This window comes from Arthrobacter bambusae, assembly GCF_022606295.1.
Lineage (GTDB): Bacteria > Actinomycetota > Actinomycetes > Actinomycetales > Micrococcaceae > Arthrobacter > Arthrobacter bambusae_A.
The window spans coordinates 17,352-30,904 of the sequence record NZ_JAHHZS010000040.1 but is presented as its reverse complement, the minus strand read 5'-3'; the positions used below and the strand labels follow the sequence as shown (position 1 = coordinate 30,904).

The 13,553-nt window shown below is 64.0% G+C and carries 14 protein-coding genes and 1 tRNA gene; 8 read left to right on the top strand and 7 right to left on the bottom strand.

The window, feature by feature from the left end; translation table 11 throughout:
• Nucleotides 1-74: 74 nt before the first annotated feature.
• Both KNN17_RS19555 and KNN17_RS19550 read right to left on the bottom strand, forming a co-directional pair.
• A tRNA-Ala gene (locus tag KNN17_RS19555) sits at nt 75-147 on the bottom strand.
• A gap of 231 nt (nt 148-378) precedes the next feature.
• Nucleotides 379-1,329, bottom strand: coding sequence for an NAD-dependent epimerase/dehydratase family protein (locus KNN17_RS19550; RefSeq protein WP_241710535.1), 951 nt, complete (start codon nt 1,327-1,329; stop codon nt 379-381).
• On the opposite strand from KNN17_RS19550, the gene KNN17_RS19545 reads away from it, so the two are divergent.
• Nucleotides 1,320-2,018 carry a ScbR family autoregulator-binding transcription factor gene (locus KNN17_RS19545; RefSeq protein ID WP_241710534.1) on the top strand — a complete coding sequence of 233 codons (699 nt, stop codon included), beginning with the start codon at nt 1,320-1,322 and terminating at the stop codon, nt 2,016-2,018. The two genes, KNN17_RS19550 and KNN17_RS19545, sit on opposite strands and share 10 nt — an antisense overlap.
• Before the next feature lies 1 nt (nt 2,019).
• Here the strand turns inward: KNN17_RS19545 and KNN17_RS19540 are convergent, their stop codons facing one another.
• The gene (locus KNN17_RS19540; protein WP_241710533.1) at nt 2,020-2,907 is read right to left on the bottom strand and encodes a ScbA/BarX family gamma-butyrolactone biosynthesis protein; all 888 of its coding nucleotides are present in this window, start codon (nt 2,905-2,907) and stop codon (nt 2,020-2,022) included.
• 162 nt (nt 2,908-3,069) lie between these two features.
• On the opposite strand from KNN17_RS19540, the gene KNN17_RS19535 reads away from it, so the two are divergent.
• Together KNN17_RS19535 and KNN17_RS19530 are read left to right on the top strand one after the other, a co-directional pair.
• Complete coding sequence (locus tag KNN17_RS19535; protein WP_241710532.1) at nt 3,070-3,687, top strand: TetR/AcrR family transcriptional regulator; 618 nt, start codon at nt 3,070-3,072, stop codon at nt 3,685-3,687.
• A gap of 76 nt (nt 3,688-3,763) precedes the next feature.
• Entirely contained in the window at nt 3,764-4,543 is a 780-nt protein-coding gene (locus KNN17_RS19530; protein ID WP_241710531.1) for an SDR family NAD(P)-dependent oxidoreductase, read from the top strand.
• 142 nt (nt 4,544-4,685) lie between these two features.
• On the opposite strand, the gene KNN17_RS19525 is transcribed toward KNN17_RS19530, so the two are convergent.
• Complete coding sequence (locus KNN17_RS19525; protein WP_241710530.1) at nt 4,686-5,471, bottom strand: GntR family transcriptional regulator; 786 nt, start codon at nt 5,469-5,471, stop codon at nt 4,686-4,688.
• Nucleotides 5,472-5,629: 158 nt separating this feature from the next.
• On the opposite strand from KNN17_RS19525, the gene KNN17_RS19520 reads away from it, so the two are divergent.
• The 3 genes from KNN17_RS19520 to KNN17_RS19510 all read left to right on the top strand — a co-directional run bounded on the left by KNN17_RS19520 (nt 5,630) and on the right by KNN17_RS19510 (nt 8,998).
• Nucleotides 5,630-7,063: an MFS transporter gene (locus KNN17_RS19520; protein WP_241710529.1), complete on the top strand. Its 1,434-nt coding sequence runs from the start codon at nt 5,630-5,632 to the stop codon at nt 7,061-7,063.
• A gap of 37 nt (nt 7,064-7,100) precedes the next feature.
• Nucleotides 7,101-8,078 carry a nucleoside hydrolase gene (locus KNN17_RS19515; RefSeq protein ID WP_241710528.1) on the top strand — a complete coding sequence of 326 codons (978 nt, stop codon included), beginning with the start codon at nt 7,101-7,103 and terminating at the stop codon, nt 8,076-8,078.
• 80 nt (nt 8,079-8,158) lie between these two features.
• Entirely contained in the window at nt 8,159-8,998 is an 840-nt protein-coding gene (locus KNN17_RS19510) for a PfkB family carbohydrate kinase (RefSeq protein WP_241710527.1), read from the top strand.
• On the opposite strand, the gene KNN17_RS19505 is transcribed toward KNN17_RS19510, so the two are convergent.
• Complete coding sequence (locus KNN17_RS19505) at nt 8,995-9,648, bottom strand: TetR/AcrR family transcriptional regulator (RefSeq protein WP_241710526.1); 654 nt, start codon at nt 9,646-9,648, stop codon at nt 8,995-8,997. The two genes, KNN17_RS19510 and KNN17_RS19505, sit on opposite strands and share 4 nt — an antisense overlap.
• A gap of 101 nt (nt 9,649-9,749) precedes the next feature.
• Here KNN17_RS19505 and KNN17_RS19500 point away from each other — a divergent pair, with 101 nt between their 5' ends.
• On the top strand, nt 9,750-10,796 hold the full coding sequence (locus KNN17_RS19500) for an agmatine deiminase family protein (RefSeq protein ID WP_241710525.1): 1,047 nt from the start codon (nt 9,750-9,752) through the stop codon (nt 10,794-10,796).
• Nucleotides 10,793-12,514 carry an amidase gene (locus KNN17_RS19495; RefSeq protein WP_241710524.1) on the top strand — a complete coding sequence of 574 codons (1,722 nt, stop codon included), beginning with the start codon at nt 10,793-10,795 and terminating at the stop codon, nt 12,512-12,514. The genes KNN17_RS19500 and KNN17_RS19495 overlap by 4 nt, the downstream gene beginning before the upstream one ends.
• Before the next feature lie 4 nt (nt 12,515-12,518).
• On the opposite strand, the gene KNN17_RS19490 is transcribed toward KNN17_RS19495, so the two are convergent.
• The gene (locus KNN17_RS19490; protein WP_241710523.1) at nt 12,519-12,890 is read right to left on the bottom strand and encodes a sec-independent translocase; all 372 of its coding nucleotides are present in this window, start codon (nt 12,888-12,890) and stop codon (nt 12,519-12,521) included.
• A 60-nt stretch (nt 12,891-12,950) separates the two neighbouring features.
• Complete coding sequence (locus tag KNN17_RS19485) at nt 12,951-13,505, bottom strand: hypothetical protein (protein WP_241710522.1); 555 nt, start codon at nt 13,503-13,505, stop codon at nt 12,951-12,953.
• Nucleotides 13,506-13,553: the final 48 nt, after the last annotated feature.

The window sequence follows — 13,553 nt, the reverse complement described above, 5'->3', positions numbered from 1 at the left end:
TTGGGCAGACCAGGCGTTTTCCACGGAGAGACGAAAAAGGGAACCACCCTCTCGGGTGATTCCCTTTTCTTCGGTGGAGCTGAGGGGACTCGAACCCCTGACCCCCTGCATGCCATGCAGGTGCGCTACCAGCTGCGCCACAGCCCCGAACTTTGCCCCCAGGGACTTCCATCCCCGCCGGAGCAACTCGTCAATACTAAACCACAACGATGTGAGATAGGAAATCGAACCCGGCGGCTTCGGGACAGATGAGGTGCGGTCGATTTCTCGGCCGCACCTCCCCCCATTCCTGCCCTTCGGCTTGTTGTCGCAATCGCAACGAGCCACTGGATTGAAGCCTAGGGACTGGAAGGCCAATAAACAAACCGTTCAACCGGTTTATGACCGGTCGGGTCGCCGGGAAGCTTCGTAGGAAGAAGCAAATTCGCCAAGGGCGCTGCGGAACGTTTCCGGTTCGCGCCCGGAGATCCGCCAAAGGCGTTCAGAGGAGTACCAGTGATCCTTCGTCACCAGGTCAATCTGATGGCCGCTGAATCCGGCCGCGCGCAAGGCCGAGCCCGCACGTTCGTCATCCCCGAGGAACCTCGGATATTCCACGCCGCATACCCGGGCAACGCTTTGCAGGAGAACTGACACAGGAACCGGTTCCGGATATGCGGCGTGGAACGCCTGTCCGGGTTGCGGAGGGGCCAACGCGAGCCCGGAAAGCAGCCTTCCAAGCGCCTCCACCCCGATGAGCGAAACCAGCGCCGATCCGTCACCTGGCCAGCCGCCAGCCACATTCAACAGCTTGAGCAGGCCCGGGACAAACCAGCGGTCTCCCGCACCGAACACGAGGTTGGGGCGGACAACTTCCCCGCCGCGGCCGAGAACCAGCTCTTCGGCGACGGAACGGCTGGCGCTGGCCACCGAGGCGGGGTGATAACGGGCCTCGGATTCACGGATGCCCCGGTGAGGGCCGCTTCCGTAAACGCTGCACGTGCTGACATAGATCAGCCGGGCAACTCCTGCCTCCCTGCACTGCTCAATGACGTGGCTGGTGCCGGACTCGTTGATCGCGTGGGCAAGGCGGGGGTCGGAGCCCACATACGATGCGGCATGGATGACAACATCCGTATCGCGCAAGAAAGGGAGCAGGCTCCCCGGGACGGAAATGTCGGCGGTCGCAATGGTAGCGTTATTGTTTCGTAGTCTTGCAACCGGTTTTCGCGAGAGTGCCACAACCTGTGCTCCTCCGGACCCGGCGAGTGAGGCTACAACCCGACTTCCAATGAAACCCGACGAACCCAGGACCAGAACCCGGGGCACATGGTCAACACATGTTGACATCGCACCCACAGGTCCCCCGGTCCGCCAGCTTCATGTACTCAAGTATCCCGGACGCAGAAACCGGAGAGGTCTCCACGCGGATCATGCAACAACGTGCCAAAGCCACCCGAACGGCAGTCATTGAGGGTGCAGCGTCGATCTTTGAAGAGGTCGGCTATGGGAATGCGAGCCTAAGCGACGTCACTGAGCGCGCCTCGGTCACCAAAGGCGCGCTCTATTTCCATTTCAAGTCGAAGGAAGACCTGGCGCTGGCCGTCATAGCCGAACAGCACAACATTGTGCGTGTCGCTGGCGAGAAGATCGCCTCCGCCGGCCTGCCGGCACTGGAGACGATGATCGCCATGTGCCGCACGTTCGGGCAACAGCTACTCGATGAGCCTGTGGTCAGGGCCGGCATCCGGCTGACATTTGAAGCTTCGGCGTTCAACGGAGACGTCAAAGGTCCGTACCAGGATTGGGTCACCACCATGGAGATGCTGACGCGCCAAGCCCAACTCGAGGGTGACGTGCGGCCCGAGGTTGATGCCGGCGACTTCGCACGGTACCTGGTGGCGTCTTTCACTGGCGTGCAGATGGTCTCCAATGTGCTGACGGAACGACGCGACGTCCTCAAACGCATTGAGGACATGTGGCGTTTCATGATGCCGGCCATTGCGCCGATACACGGGCAGGGCTCGGAGACTCCCTGAATCAGCGCGGCTCTTTGACCCGGGCCAACAAGGACACCAGGGTCTCCCCTTCGTGCAACAACCGCACCTCCACCACGCCGCGCCCAATATTGGAGTCGAGCTGTGTCACCGCAACATCCACGGGATAGCTGAACTCGACCAACCTCATGAATTCCGCCTCAAACAGGGCAAAATCGGCATCCGGTCGGGACGTCGCCACCCGTACAGCCTGCCTCGCGGCCTCCACCAGCAGCATTCCCGGGACGTGGTCGAGGGGATGGTCAAAGAAGATCGGATGCGTCGGATCGACACGCAACGGCCAAATGAGCGGGCGGCTGCTTTGACCGAGCATCACGTTCCGTTGGGTGGCATGCCCGACGTCGGCACACGCCAGTAAGTCTTCGCCGGCGGTGGGCAGCCCGGTGCGGACCGTCCCGCGGAATCGCTCATACGTCACGGGATTCACAATGCGGGCCGCGGCCGCCCCTCCCCCTACGGGAGTGCCGTCAACAACGAACCGGGCGGACACCGTCAGTGCCGACAGTTGCCCTCCACTGAGCTTCATATCCTTCACGTCGAGCTCGACGGCAACCTGCGTGGGCACCAAGGGATCCAGGAGCGCGGCCTCCACCGAAATGCTCATGTACGGCATGAGGAACGTATGACTCAAGGGCACTCCGCACAAATGGGACAAGAAGATCACCGCCTGCCTCAAGGTCTCAGCCATCAGCGCAGAGTCCGGCGATCCGTCGGGCGATCCATAAAACACATGCCATCGCGGCCATTGCGCTCCCGCGACAAACCGCCTGGAGCTTGATTGGACAAAGTCGGTCAAGAAGACTTCCGAAACGGAGCGCTTATGAACGAGCTCCCGATTGACGGAAGCCTCGAAGAGCGCTTCATCGCGCATTGGGTTCCCCCACTCCTCCCGTAATCTGCCAGAGCAGCAACCGCTGCTGTTGCGCCCTCATTAAATGCCCAAATCCTATCGGCAAGGCGTGCCCGTCGGATGATCAATGCCGGTGAACTACCCACATTGACATACCTACTGGTCGGTTTGTAGCTTGGTAGGGTGGAATTCGCAGACACAGGCAGCACACCCAAGGGCGCGGCCACCCGAAATGAGATCCTTCGGGTTGCCGCGGAGGTTTTTGCGCGCAAGGGCTTCGAGCAGACACGGATGGACGACATCATCCGCGCAGTCGGGCTCACGAAGGGAGCCATCTACTTCCACTTCTCGTCGAAAGCCATGTTGGCCCAGGCCGTCGTCGATGAGCAGAAGGCACGGTGGCTGCTTCGCGTCCATGAGGAAATTCTCAGCAAGAACAACCCGCTCGAAGAGTTGCGCCATCTCGGGCAATTCATGGTCAGAACAGTCCTGAGCGACTCGTCCGCGTGGGGCGTGGTCCACTTGGCCAATCAACTGGCATCCACAAGCGAGAATGCCGGCGGCACCTCACCTCTGGCGGCATGGGTGGATCTTGTGGCCGGCATTCTTCAACGGGGCCGCGCAAGCGGCGTCCTGATGTTTTCAGGGGATCCCGACGATGCGGCAACGGTCATCGTGGCCGCGTTCGATGGGTTGAAGTCCGTTACCGACGCCCTTGGCCCGAAAGATCTCGACGCCTTCGAGCGACGTGCGACCCTCCTCTTGGAGCTGGTCGAGCGTCAGTTCATTTCCAGCCAGTAATGCGGCGCACCACGAGCCAAAGATCTCGACCCTTAGCCAAAAAACAAACCGCACAGTCAGTTTATTAGGAGTAGAAATGAACATTTCAGCCAAAACAGCCCTCATCACGGGAGCATCCACCGGCATTGGTTCGGTGTTTGCCCGCAGGTTGGCCGCCGAGGGCGCACGTTTGATCCTGGTTGCCCGCAGCCAGGACAAACTCGATGCGCTTGCGGGTGAACTCCGCGGGCAGGGCACCGAAGTGACCGTCCTGGCCATGGACTTGAGCCTGCCGGACTCGGCCAAGGAACTCCAGCTCGCCACCGATGCCCTGGGACTCAAAGTGGACATCCTGGTCAACAACGCCGGATTCGGAACACACGGACACGTTCTCCATGCAGACGCCGATCGCTACGCGGAGCAGATCCAGTTGAACTGCTCCACCTTGGTCGGCACCAGCACTCGCTACCTGCCCGGCATGGTGGAACGCGGGGCGGGGGCGATCATCAACATCGCGAGTACGGCCGCCTTCCAGCCGATACCCCACATGGCCGTCTACGGCGCGACGAAGGCCTTCGTTCTTTCGTTCACCCAGGCGCTGTGGGGCGAGACGCAAGGCACGGGCGTGAAAGTGCTCGCCGTTTGCCCGGGAGCCACGGACACACCGTTCTTTGAAATCGCCGGTGAGTCAGCTGCCGCCGGCAACATGCGGACCCCCGAGCAGGTGGTAGACACGGCGATGTCCGCGATCCGCGGGAACAAGCCGAGCGTTGTGGATGGCCGGCTCAATTCCTTTGTTGCGCGGGTGGCCGTCAAGCTCCTGCCGGAGAAGCTGGTGATCGCGGTCGCGGGACGGGCCGTGCGCCCGGCCAACTAGTCCCCACCGGCTCCCAGCCTTCGCAAGCTCAGGCAGGGACCCTCGCCGGCGTCGGCCCAGCAGTTGTTGTCGTTTTGGGTGCCCAAAACGACAACAACTGCCAGTCAGTTGGGCTGCCACACGACAATGGGCAGCCCTGCACTTAGGTTCCCTGGATGATTCCAATCTGGACTACGCCGGTATTGACCAGCGTCTTCGCCAGGTAGACAACCTGGCCGGAATGCTCCACGGTCTGGGTCAGGATCAGCACCGGGTCCTTGGCGTCCAGCTCGAGCAACTCCCCTCTCGCGACGCCGGGGGTGCCTGCTGCGATATCGGTCTCGCCGGGCCCGAAGGCCGGGCCAATGGCCGAAATCAAATTGGCCAACAGCGTCGCCCCTTGCCCGGCGTCGTCCACAATGGCCCGCGCCGCTTCAGGGTCGCGATCAACGAGACCCCCCTTGCTTGCCACATGCTCCTGGACCAGGGCAATGGGTGAGCCATCCCGTGTGAGGACGCTCTCGAAGAACCAGGAGGCCTCCTCTTCCCGGATTCCGAGAGGCTCCGCGGTGAACACCGACGACGACGGGTGCAATACGTGCTGCGTACGGCTGACCTGGATAGCGGATCCGGCCTCGGCCAGAATCTCCTCCATGGGCCTGATCCGTTCCAGGCCAACCCGCGGCAGGCGGGTGGCGACAAAGCGTCCGATGCCCCGGCGGGAGCGCACATATCCGTCTTCTTCGAGGAGCATCAGCGCTTCACGGACCACCGTCCGGCTGACCTTCATCGCCGAACCCAGATCAGATTCCGAAGGCAACAGCGAGGAAACAGGGAAATGCCCGGCCCTGATGGCGTTCATGATGCGCGAGTAGACGGCAACGCGGAGCGGGATGTTGGCAGTGGCATCCAACGGCTCCGAAAGAACGGCTTCAGCACTGCGGTCCAAGTTGGCCCCCTTCGTCGATAGTGAGAGTTTACGCGATGGGTATTCCAAGCTTGTATAACAAGCGTGTATGATTCACATATAAGCCACCTTGTGCTCTGCGCCACACCTGCATTGAGCCACCTCCCAAGCCGTTCTGTTTCAAACAAGGAAGTTTGTCCATGACAACCCAAGCCACCAGCACCGCAGGGCTCCCCGTTCGGCGAAAAGCAGCCCGAGTGCCCATACTCATCGCCACGCTCATCCTTTCGATCCTCAGCTACCAGCTCAACGCCAGCCTGTTCTCGGCCGCCCTGCCGGCCATGGCCGCCCACTTCCAGGAATCCACGGAAAACGTGGCCAAGGTCCAGTCGTTGTTCTTCCTGACCGGCGCTGTCCTGGGCATGGCATTTTCCCGATGGAGCGACTTCCTGGGACGCCGCCGCACCCTGCTGATCGTGCTCTCGATGATGTTGTGCGGCACCGTCTTGTGCCTTTTGGCACCGAACCTGACCGTTCTCCTCGTGGGCCGGGTCCTGCAGAGTGCAACCAGCGCCACGTTCACCATTTCTTTCCTGCTCTTGTCCGAGCGCTTCAGCAAACGCCTCTTCGGCATCTCCGTCGGTGTCATCTCGGCGGTCAACGGCGGCATCGGCGGCCTCGACGGCTTCCTGGGCGGTTTCATCACCGACACCATCGGCTGGCAATTCCTCTTTGTGCTGGTCCTCGGCGTGGGCGTGCTCGCGATCGTGCTGGTCGCCGTCGTCGTCCCGAAGCGAGCCGCCCGGACACGCGAGGGACGCATGGACTGGTGGGGCGCCGGTACCCTGGGCACGTTCCTGGTTCTCTTGAGCAACCTGATCGGGCAGGCTTCCACTTCGGGATGGGGCGATATCTGGACCCTGGGCTATCTCGCCGGCGCCGTGGTATCCGGGCTGGCGTTCGTGGCCGTGGAAAGGCGCGTTGCACGTCCACTGATCGCCATCGAACAATTGCGGTCCCGCCAGGTATGGCCGGTTTTGGCAAGCACCGTGCTGACGCTTGCCGGCATCTTCTCGGCGTTGAACTTCACCGTGATCCTCCTGAGCCAGGACGCAAAAGCCGGATACGGACTGTCCGCCTCCATGTCCGCCCTCCTCTACCTGACGCCCACAGCCTTCGTCGGTGTGCTCACCGCGGTGTTCTCCGGCTGGTTCGCCCAGCGCATCGGCTGGTTCAAGGCCTTGCGGATCAGCAGCGGGCTGATCGTGGTGGCCGCGGTTGCGGTCGCAATCTTTGCCGCGGACCGTTGGATGGTGTTCGGCTTGCTGATCATCATGGGCGTCCTGTATCTCGGCCAGTTCCAGAGCACCGTCAGCGGCATCGCCGTATTGAATTCGCCCAAATCGGCTCCGGGTTCCGTGCCCGGCCTCAATGGAGCGTGCTTTGGAATCGGGGCCAGTGTGGGTATCGCCGTCGTCGCACCCGCCGTCGCAGCCGGAACCATCGCCGGCTACCAAAATGCCTTGTGGATCTCGGCGGGCTTCGCCCTCGCGGCCTTTGCCGCTTCCCTGATCCTGCGCCCTGTCGCCGCGAACGCCGCAGCGGCGCCCGCCGTCGTCGTCTCCCATGCTTGATCCCGGACCCGAGTCACCCAACCCACGAAGGAGCACCATGACCACCACCACACCGCAGCCGTTTTACCTCGATTGCGATACCGGCATCGACGATTCCCTCGCCATCGCCTATCTTTTGGCGAGCCCCGAGGTGGAGCTGGCCGGGATCGGAACCGTCAGCGGCAACGTCAGCGCCGCAACGGGGGCAGTCAACACGTTGAACCTGCTCCATGCAGCCGGGAGGGCCGGGATCCCGGTCGCCGTGGGTGCCCATGATCCCCTCCTGGGAACGTTCGACGGCGGGGCGCCGCACGTTCACGGCGAGAACGGAATCGGCGGGGTCGTCCTGGAAGACTCCGGGCTGACCTTCGAATCGGAGACTGCCGCGGAGATGCTGGTGCGGCTCGCCAACGAGCACCCGGGTGAATTGCGCGTCATCGCCGTCGGTCCGCTCACCAATCTGGCCCTCGCGCTGCAACTGGATCCGGAGCTCCCGTCGCTCGTCCGCGATGTCACGATCATGGGCGGAGCCGCGTTTGTGCCGGGCAACATCAGCCCCGTCGCCGAGGCCAACATCTTCAATGACGCCGAGGCGGCCGCCGTGGTGATGGAGGCCGCCTGGCCGGTGACCATGGTTCCCTTGGACCTCACCATGAACCACCGCTTCGATGAGGCCCATCGTGCGGCCCTTGGGGCGGCGGGACACCCGGTGGCCGATGCTCTCTCCGGCATGCTCGTGCAGTATTTCGCCTTTTACAACACGATTTTCGGTGAGCATTGCGCCGCCCTCCACGATCCGCTGGCGGCGGCAATCGCCGTCGGCGCCCTGGAGCTCGACGACGCCCCGTACGTCGGAATTTCCGTCGACACGAGCACCGGCGAGGCCCATGGCAAGACCCGCTGTGAGCGGATCGACGGCGGAGACGCGGGCGCGCTGCAGGTGCCGGAACGGGCGTCCCGGGTTGTGCTGTCCGTCAAGGGTGACGCCGCCGCCCACCTCCTGGAACGGATCCTGTCCTTGCCGGCGGCGAACTGAAGGGGCTTTCGATGAACAAGGCTTCCGGCACGGGGCCGGAAACCCGGCACCATAATCCAGCACCACCCGAAGGACAGTCCATGCCCATCCCCAGCACGCTCACCGTTGTCGGCAGCCTCAACGTCGATCTCACATGCCGCGTCCACCGCCTGCCCTCCCCCGGTGAAACCATCGGCGAAGGCGCCCTCAACCGTCAACCCGGCGGAAAGGGCGGTAATCAAGCCGCGGCTGCCGCACGGCTGGGTGGCGCCGCGCGCATGGTGGGGGCCGTCGGCGCGGATGCGGACGGCCGGCTCCTGACGGAGGCCTTGGACCGTGCAGGGGTTGATATTTCCGCAGTGAAGCAGGTTTCCGCGCCGACCGGTACCGCTTTGATCGTGATCGACAGCGAGGGCGAGAACCAGATCGCCGTGGCTCCTGGAGCCAACGCCATGGTTTCGCTCGACCACGTCGATTTCACCGATGGCGGGCCCGTACTCGCACAGCTGGAGATCTCCGTCGATGCCGTGCTCGAAGCCGCTCGACGCACGTCCGGGTTCTTCGCCCTCAACGCGGCCCCGGCACAGGCACTCCCGGGAGAACTTCTAGAGCGGTGCGAGCTGGTGATCGTCAACAAATCCGAGTACGAGCTCATCCCCGAGCTCCGGAGCGCCAAACGCGTGGCCGTGACCTACGGCGCAGGCGGTGCGTCGATGTACACGCGAGGGGTCAAGACCGCCCACGCACCTGCGAGCAAGACGAGCGTCGTCAACAGCGTGGGGGCCGGTGACGCTTTCTGTGCTGCCCTCGTGCTGGCACTCTCGTCCGGCCTCGATGAGGAAAGCAGCCTCGCGGCGGCCTGCGCGGTGGGGGCTGCCGCCGTCGCGAGCGAGCTTTCCCAACCGGAGTTCGAGCGGCTGGAACACTACCTGCGGAACTAAGAGTCCGGGCTTATGGGCGGGGCACCGCCCGGCAGCAGCGAACCGCGGGCCGCACCCACCATGCCTTCCACTGCGCGGGCCAGGTGCGTACCGCGGTCGCTGACGCCGTCCCAGCGCACCAAGGCCTGGGCATTCAGCCCGTCCACCATGCCCAGGATCTGCCAGGCGACAGACGGAGCATCGAACGTCTCGAACTCACCGGCGTCGATCCCCGCTTCGACGACGCGCTGCACCACCGCCTGCCATGCATCCATCTGCTCACGGACGCAGGCTGCGAGCGCCTCGTTCCGGCGCCCCAGGGTCCACGCCTCCACCCAGATTGCCGTGACATCGAGGCGGCTGCCGTCCATGAGTGTTTCGAGGAGCATTCCGAGCTGTTCCAAGGGAGTCGGCTGCGTCTCCAGAAGGCCGGCAACCTCTTCGGTCTCCGCCGCCACGATGGTCGCGAAAATGCCCGCCACCAGGGCCTCCACATTGGGCTGGTAATGCGCCACGAGGCCCGAGGCCACGCCCACCCGTGCCGCCACGTTGCGCAGTGTAATGGCGGAAAGCCCCTGTTCGAGCGCTATTTCCCGGGCGGCCTCGGCTATTTCGGCAGCGCGTTCGGCGGGCGTCTTCCGCGCAGCGCGTTTCTGTATGGTGCTTGACATCACAGACCAGTCTAAAGTAGCTTTCCTGTTATTGATCATGCGATCAATAACAATTTTCACCTCACCAACACTTTCACCTCACCAACACAGAGGAGGCTTCCATGGCCTGGAGAATGCCGGCCGAAACCGCACCCCATGAGCGCATCTGGATGGCGTTCCCCCGCACTGGCCTGACCTTGGGCGACGACGCCGCGTCGGCGGAAGAAGCGTATGCGGCATGGACCGCCGTCGCGCACGCGGTGTCCGAGTTCGAGCCCGTCACCATGGTGGTCGACCCCAGCGAACGGGACAGGGCCAGCCGGATGCTCGGCGCCGGGATCGAACAGCTTGAGGCTCCCCTCGACGAATTCTGGATGCGCGACGTCGGACCCACCTTCGTCGTCGACGACGAACGTCCCGGCGTGCTGGGCGCAGTCGACTGGATCTTCAACGGCTGGGGCGCACCGGCCTGGTCCGAATGGCAGAAGAGCGCGGGCATGGCCCGGTTTGTCGCCGAAGCGTCCGGCGCGGAACTGGTTACTTCCTTGCTGGTCAACGAAGGCGGCGCCATCCACGTCGACGGTGAAGGAACCGTGCTCGCCACCGAAACCGTCCAACTGGATCCACGCCGGAACCCCTCTGCAGACAAGGCACGCGTCGAAGCCGAGCTGTCACGCACGCTGGGCACTACCCACACCGTCTGGGTGCCGCGGGGACTCACTCGTGACTACGAAGACCTCGGTACGCGCGGACACATCGACATGGTGGCGACACTTCCTTCGCCAGGCCAGGTCCTGCTGCACTCGCAGACCAATCCAGGTCACCCCGATTTCGAGGTCAGCCGCACCCTCCAACGGTTCTTCGAAACCCAACAGGACGCCACAGGCAAGCCGTTCGAGATCACCTTGCTTCCCGCACCCGAGACCCTGCGCGATGAAGAAGGCTTCGTCGATTGGAGCTACGTCAACCATCTCGTGGTCAATGGCGGCGTGATTGCGTGCGGCTACGGCGAAGAACGGGCCGACGCCTTGGCCGCGGAAATCCTGGCCGAGGCGTATCCGGGCCGCCGCGTCGTCACCGTGGACGCCCGGCCAATCCTTGCCAGGGGCGGAGGAATCCACTGCATCACGCAACAGCAGCCCACCCTCACCAGGCCGGCTGCACGATGAGCCGCTTCGACGTCGTCGAGGCCTCCATTTCGCAGTTGCGTGCAGCGCTGGAGACAGGCGAGGTAACCAGCGAGGAACTCACCCAGGCGTACCTGGACCGCATCGACGCCTACGACCGCAACGGCATCACATTGAACGCCCTGGTTGTGATGAATCCCGAAGCGCTCGCCGATGCCCGGGCCTCCGACGAACGCAGGGCAAACGGCAGCGTCCTCGGGCCCCTCGACGGCATTCCCTACACTGCCAAGGACAGCTACCTGGCCAAAGGGCTCACGGCCGCCGCGGGCTCCCCCGCCTTCGAAAACCTCATCGCCCAACGCGATGCCTTCACCATCGAACGCCTCCGCGCGGCAGGCGCTGTGCTGATCGGCCTGACCAACATGCCACCCATGGCCAACGGCGGCATGCAGCGCGGCGTCTATGGACGCGCCGAGAGCCCCTACAACGGCGATTTCCTCACCGCGGCCTTCGGATCCGGATCCTCGAACGGCTCGGGAACCGCGACCGCCTCGAGCTTCGGAGCCTTCGGCCTGGGCGAGGAGACCTGGTCAAGTGGCCGCGCACCGGCGTCGAACAATGCCTTGTGCGCCTACACCCCCTCGCGCGGAGTCATTTCAGTGCGTGGCAACTGGCCGCTGGTCCCCACCATGGATGTGGTGGTGCCCCACACGCGGTCCATGGCGGACCTCTTGGAACTGCTCGATGTCATCGTTGCCGACGACGCCGAAACCCGCGGCGACTTCTGGCGTGCGCAGCCTTGGGTGGAGGTCCCGGCCGCGGCAAGGGTCCGTCCGGCTTCCTATCCGGCGCTGGCACCATCCGACCTCGACGGCGCCCGCCCGGCTTTGAAGGGGAAACGCCTCGGGGTGCCGCGCATGTACATCAACGCAGACTTCGAGGCCGGTACCAGCGAAACTCCTGGCATCGGCGGACCCACGGGCCAACGAATCCGGACGCGCGATTCGGTGATGGACCTGTGGGAGGCTGCCCGGCGCGACCTCGAAGCCGCCGGTGCCGAGGTGGTGTTGGTGGACTTCCCCGTGGTCTCCAACTACGAAGGCGACCGCCCGGGCGCACCCACCATAGCCACCCGCGGACTGGTGAGCCCGGAATTCCTCCGGCGGGAAATAGTCGATCTCTCGGCGTGGGCCTGGGACGATTTCCTCTCGGCAAACGGCGATCCGGCGCTCAACAGCCTGGCCGACGTCGACGGCCGGGCGATCTTCCCGCACCCGGAAGGGGCGCTTCCGGACCGCTATGACGGTTTCGACGACGACATAGCCGACTATCCCGCGCACATCCGCGCGCGTCGGGTCGCGTCCGTCACCGACATCCCGTTCCTCGAAGAAGGCCTGCGCGGACTCGAAGAGACCCGGCGGGTGGACCTCGAGGAATGGATGGACGGTCTCAAGCTGGACGCCGTCATCTTCCCCGCCGCCGCCGACGTCGGACCGGCGGACATGGACATCAACGAATCCTCAGCCGATCTTGGCTGGCGCAACGGCGTCTGGGTGGCCAACGGCAACCTCGTTCCGCGGCATCTGGGAATCCCGACCGTCACAGTGCCGATGGGAACCATGAGCGATATCGGCATGCCCGTCGGGCTCACGTTCGCTGGCCGCGCCTATGACGACACCGCACTGCTCGCCTTGGCTGCGGCCTTCGAAGCAACAGGCGAGCGTCGTACCGCTCCCCCGCGCACACCGCGCCTCGACTGACGGATCAGGTGGACTCGTCGTCGAAAGGGGCCTTCTGCCCGGCCGCCAGCCGCATAACCGGGCGGGCGGGAGGCTGTACAGGATGCTGCATTTGGGCTGGGATGGAAGGCTCAGGCAGCGATTCGTCCTCGAGGAGGGCTTCACGGATAATGCGGCGAGGATCGTATTGGCGTGGATCCATTTTCCGCCAATCGATGTCCTCGAATTCCGGGCCGAGCTCCTGCCGGAGCTTTTCCTGCGCGCCGGAGGCCATGCGCCGCAGTTCGCGGATGAGCCGACCAAGCTTCCTTGCATACTCTGGAAGCTTGGTCGGCCCAAGGACCAACACGGCAATGATCAGGAGAAGGGCAATCTTCTCGACCGAAATATCGATCATGGCTCCATTCTAAAGCCACCACCCGGTGGTTCAGGGCGGTGCCGGGCCGGGTGGATCGGGCTAGGATATCGCGAACAACGCGACGGCAAGTCCAGCAGCCATCAGCGCCTCGCGCACGCCCTTCCATCGAGGAACGGCGTGCGATTTGCTCTCGGCCGGCATCGCGAAGGTGCCCAGCACCCACCCGGTGGCGGCGAAAATCATGAGCAGGGCGCCCATGATGTCGGCAAGGATGATGCCCAATTGGTGGCCTGGATGATCCGACACCGATCCGGCTCCGCTCGACGCGGAAAGCAGCACCCAGCCCGAAAGCGCCGCCACCAGGGCGTTGTAGATGGCGGACCATCGCCCCGCCTCGCCGGGACCCGAGCTCCTGTACACGATTCTGATGACGAAAAGGAGGAAGACAAGGCCAATCGCTGCTCCCAAGGGGACGACACCTAGCTGGGCCCATCCGAGCCCTACCGCCGCCATGGTTGCGGCCAATAGCCCCGCCGCGGCCGCGTCAATCCGTGCCGCCACACTCTTGGCCCGGAAGATGGCTCCGAACCCCAACACAGCCGCTGCCACGAAGAGCACCACCAGAGCGCCTACAACAAACCAACCTCGGAACATACCCTGCCAATCCTCCTGCGCGCTTCCGGTTGAAACCCACCCGCAGTC

Coding starts and splice junctions, on each gene's coding strand:
- KNN17_RS19545 (WP_241710534.1), top strand. CDS start 1,320: ATGTTGACATCGCACCCACAGGTCCCCCGGTCCGCCAGCTTCATGTAC.
- KNN17_RS19550 (WP_241710535.1), bottom strand. CDS start 1,329: ATGTCAACATGTGTTGACCATGTGCCCCGGGTTCTGGTCCTGGGTTCG.
- KNN17_RS19540 (WP_241710533.1), bottom strand. CDS start 2,907: ATGCGCGATGAAGCGCTCTTCGAGGCTTCCGTCAATCGGGAGCTCGTT.
- KNN17_RS19530 (WP_241710531.1), top strand. CDS start 3,764: ATGAACATTTCAGCCAAAACAGCCCTCATCACGGGAGCATCCACCGGC.
- KNN17_RS19520 (WP_241710529.1), top strand. CDS start 5,630: ATGACAACCCAAGCCACCAGCACCGCAGGGCTCCCCGTTCGGCGAAAA.
- KNN17_RS19515 (WP_241710528.1), top strand. CDS start 7,101: ATGACCACCACCACACCGCAGCCGTTTTACCTCGATTGCGATACCGGC.
- KNN17_RS19510 (WP_241710527.1), top strand. CDS start 8,159: ATGCCCATCCCCAGCACGCTCACCGTTGTCGGCAGCCTCAACGTCGAT.
- KNN17_RS19505 (WP_241710526.1), bottom strand. CDS start 9,648: ATGTCAAGCACCATACAGAAACGCGCTGCGCGGAAGACGCCCGCCGAA.
- KNN17_RS19500 (WP_241710525.1), top strand. CDS start 9,750: ATGGCCTGGAGAATGCCGGCCGAAACCGCACCCCATGAGCGCATCTGG.
- KNN17_RS19495 (WP_241710524.1), top strand. CDS start 10,793: ATGAGCCGCTTCGACGTCGTCGAGGCCTCCATTTCGCAGTTGCGTGCA.
- KNN17_RS19490 (WP_241710523.1), bottom strand. CDS start 12,890: ATGATCGATATTTCGGTCGAGAAGATTGCCCTTCTCCTGATCATTGCC.
- KNN17_RS19485 (WP_241710522.1), bottom strand. CDS start 13,505: ATGTTCCGAGGTTGGTTTGTTGTAGGCGCTCTGGTGGTGCTCTTCGTG.